Source organism: Azohydromonas lata NBRC 102462, from assembly GCF_001571085.1.
GTDB classification, from domain to species: domain Bacteria; phylum Pseudomonadota; class Gammaproteobacteria; order Burkholderiales; family Burkholderiaceae_C; genus Azohydromonas; species Azohydromonas lata.
The window spans coordinates 1-2,024 of sequence record NZ_BCTC01000246.1 but is presented as its reverse complement, the minus strand read 5'-3'; the positions used below and the strand labels follow the sequence as shown (position 1 = coordinate 2,024).

The 2,024-nt window shown below is 66.6% G+C and carries 3 protein-coding genes and 1 pseudogene; 3 read left to right on the top strand and 1 reads right to left on the bottom strand.

From position 1 onward, the window contains the following. On the top strand, positions 1-257 hold a 257-nt coding region (locus tag ALA01S_RS34540), incomplete at its 5' end, for a hypothetical protein (RefSeq protein WP_218011559.1). Positions 258-274: 17 nt separating this feature from the next. Here the strand turns inward: ALA01S_RS34540 and ALA01S_RS35115 are convergent. Further along, a pseudogene (locus ALA01S_RS35115) lies at positions 275-784 on the bottom strand (phosphate acyltransferase); the annotation flags it as partial. A 307-nt stretch (positions 785-1,091) separates the two neighbouring features. Here ALA01S_RS35115 and ALA01S_RS30865 point away from each other — a divergent pair. Next, positions 1,092-1,331 (top strand): thioredoxin family protein, encoded by a 240-nt coding sequence (locus ALA01S_RS30865; protein ID WP_066343582.1) that lies wholly within the window; start codon positions 1,092-1,094, stop codon positions 1,329-1,331. Positions 1,332-1,545: 214 nt separating this feature from the next. Continuing rightward, positions 1,546-2,024, top strand: a 479-nt coding sequence (locus tag ALA01S_RS30860) for a 4Fe-4S binding protein (protein ID WP_157119432.1), incomplete at its 3' end; no start/stop codon positions are given.

The window sequence follows — 2,024 nt, the reverse complement described above, 5'->3', positions numbered from 1 at the left end:
GCGCTTGGTCTTTTCAGATCAACGTTGAGCAGGTTTCCCTGATCCGGCCGACATACCCCGGCGATTCAACGCCAAAGTACATCGGACCAGCCTTTCCATCCCTGCGGACTGACTTTGCAGCAGCCCACCGGATTTCAAGACTTTCCGGCTCGAAACTCACCCCGCTTCTTACGCACCAGCTTTTGGGCTTGGGTTTGAAGCTCGATTTCGTTTGCAAGGGGCGTGAGTATACATTTTTTCAGGGGGATGTCCACTGAAGGCGTGATTGACATCGCTACAGAGTGTTGCGTGAGCGCTCCGCCGCCAAGCGGGCCAGCGCGGCCGAAGCCAGGCGCACGCGCAGCGCGTCGGCACGGCTGGTGAGCATGATGGGCACGCGCGCACCCGCCACCAGGCCGGCCGCGTCGGCCCCGCCAAGGTAAATGAGCTGCTTGGCCAGCATGTTGCCGACCTCCAGGTCCGGTACCAGCAGGACGTCGACGCTGCCGGCCATGGCGGAGGCGATGTGCTTGGTGAGCGCGGCGTCCAGGCTGATGGCGTTGTCGAAGGCCAGCGGCCCGTCCACGCGCGCTTCGGTGATCTGGCCGCGCAGGGCCATCATCGCCAGCGCCACGGCGCGGGCTGCGGCAGCGTGGCTGTGCTCCACGTTCTCCAGCGGCACGCCTTACATCGACAGCCCGGCCTGCTCGGCCATGGCGCGCATGCGCTCCTCAGGGCCGATGAGCAGCGGATCCAACAAACCCTTATCACGCGCTTCCAGCGCAGCAGCCAGCGCCAGGGGTGAACGATGGCCGTGCGCAGGGCCCACGCGTCGCTCGCAGCGCCCGCCATCCGTGTGGAATGCTGGGGTTTTCCCCATATTCCAGCCTTACCGATAGGACACATTGATTTCGCTCAGCAACCGATTTCTTGTTCCCAGCATCCTTGCGCTGCCGTCCGAACTCCACATCGACGACGCCGTGCGCGAAGGACTTGCAAACGCCCGCATCGCGCACGCGGTCCGTGCCGCGCGAGCCAGCTCCATGCCGTGGCCCGGGCTGGTCGCCCCTGTCCGGCGGACGCTTCACCAAGCTTCGAGCAAGGAAACCGACATGGACATCAAGGTTCTCGGCACGGGTTGTGCCAAATGCGCCGACACGCTGGCGCTCATAGACGCGGTCGCGCGGGAAATGGGCGTGCCCGTCACGCTGCAAAAAGCCAACGATTTCGGCGCGCTCATCAGCCATGGCGTGATGAGCACGCCGGGCATCGTCATCAACGGCCGCTTGGTGCATGCCGGCAGCGTGCCCAGCCGCGGCCGCGTGGAGGGCTGGCTGGAGCGCAACGGCTGAAGGCGCTGCAGCGGCCGCGGCCGGCCGGCAAGCCAGCCGCTTCTTGACGCTGCTCAAGGCGCCGTCTGCCGGCTGCCGCAGACTGCAGCCCACGCGGTGGTCCGCGGGCTCACGGGGCCCGCGGCCGCGGCGCCCGCGGACCACCGCCGCGCGCCCCGCGTCGCGGCCGGCCCATTTCCGCGCCGGCCGCGCAGTCCAAGGACCGCGCATCCACATGAACAGCATTTCCTCCACCCCGGCCCAGGCCGACAAGTCCGGGGACGACTCCACGCAGGTCATTTCGCTGTACCAGGCCCGCAAGAAGATTTATCCCCGCGCCGTCAGCGGCCACTTCGCGAAGTGGCGCTGGGCCGTGGTGTGGCTCACGCAACTGGTGTTCTATGGCCTGCCCTGGCTGATGTGGAACGACCGCCAGGCCCTGCTGTTCGACCTGGGGGCGCGGCGCTTCTTCATCTTCGGCCTGGTGTTCTACCCGCAGGACCTGATTTACCTGTCGGCCCTGCTGATGATCTCGGCCTACGCCCTCTTTCTCTTCACCGCGGTGTCGGGGCGGCTGTGGTGCGGCTACGCCTGCCCGCAGACGGTCTACACCGAGATCTTCATGTGGGTGGAGCGCAAGTTCGAAGGCGACCGGCAAAAGCGCATGAAGCTCGACGCCGCCCCCTGGGGCGCCGAGAAGCTGCTGCGCAAAGG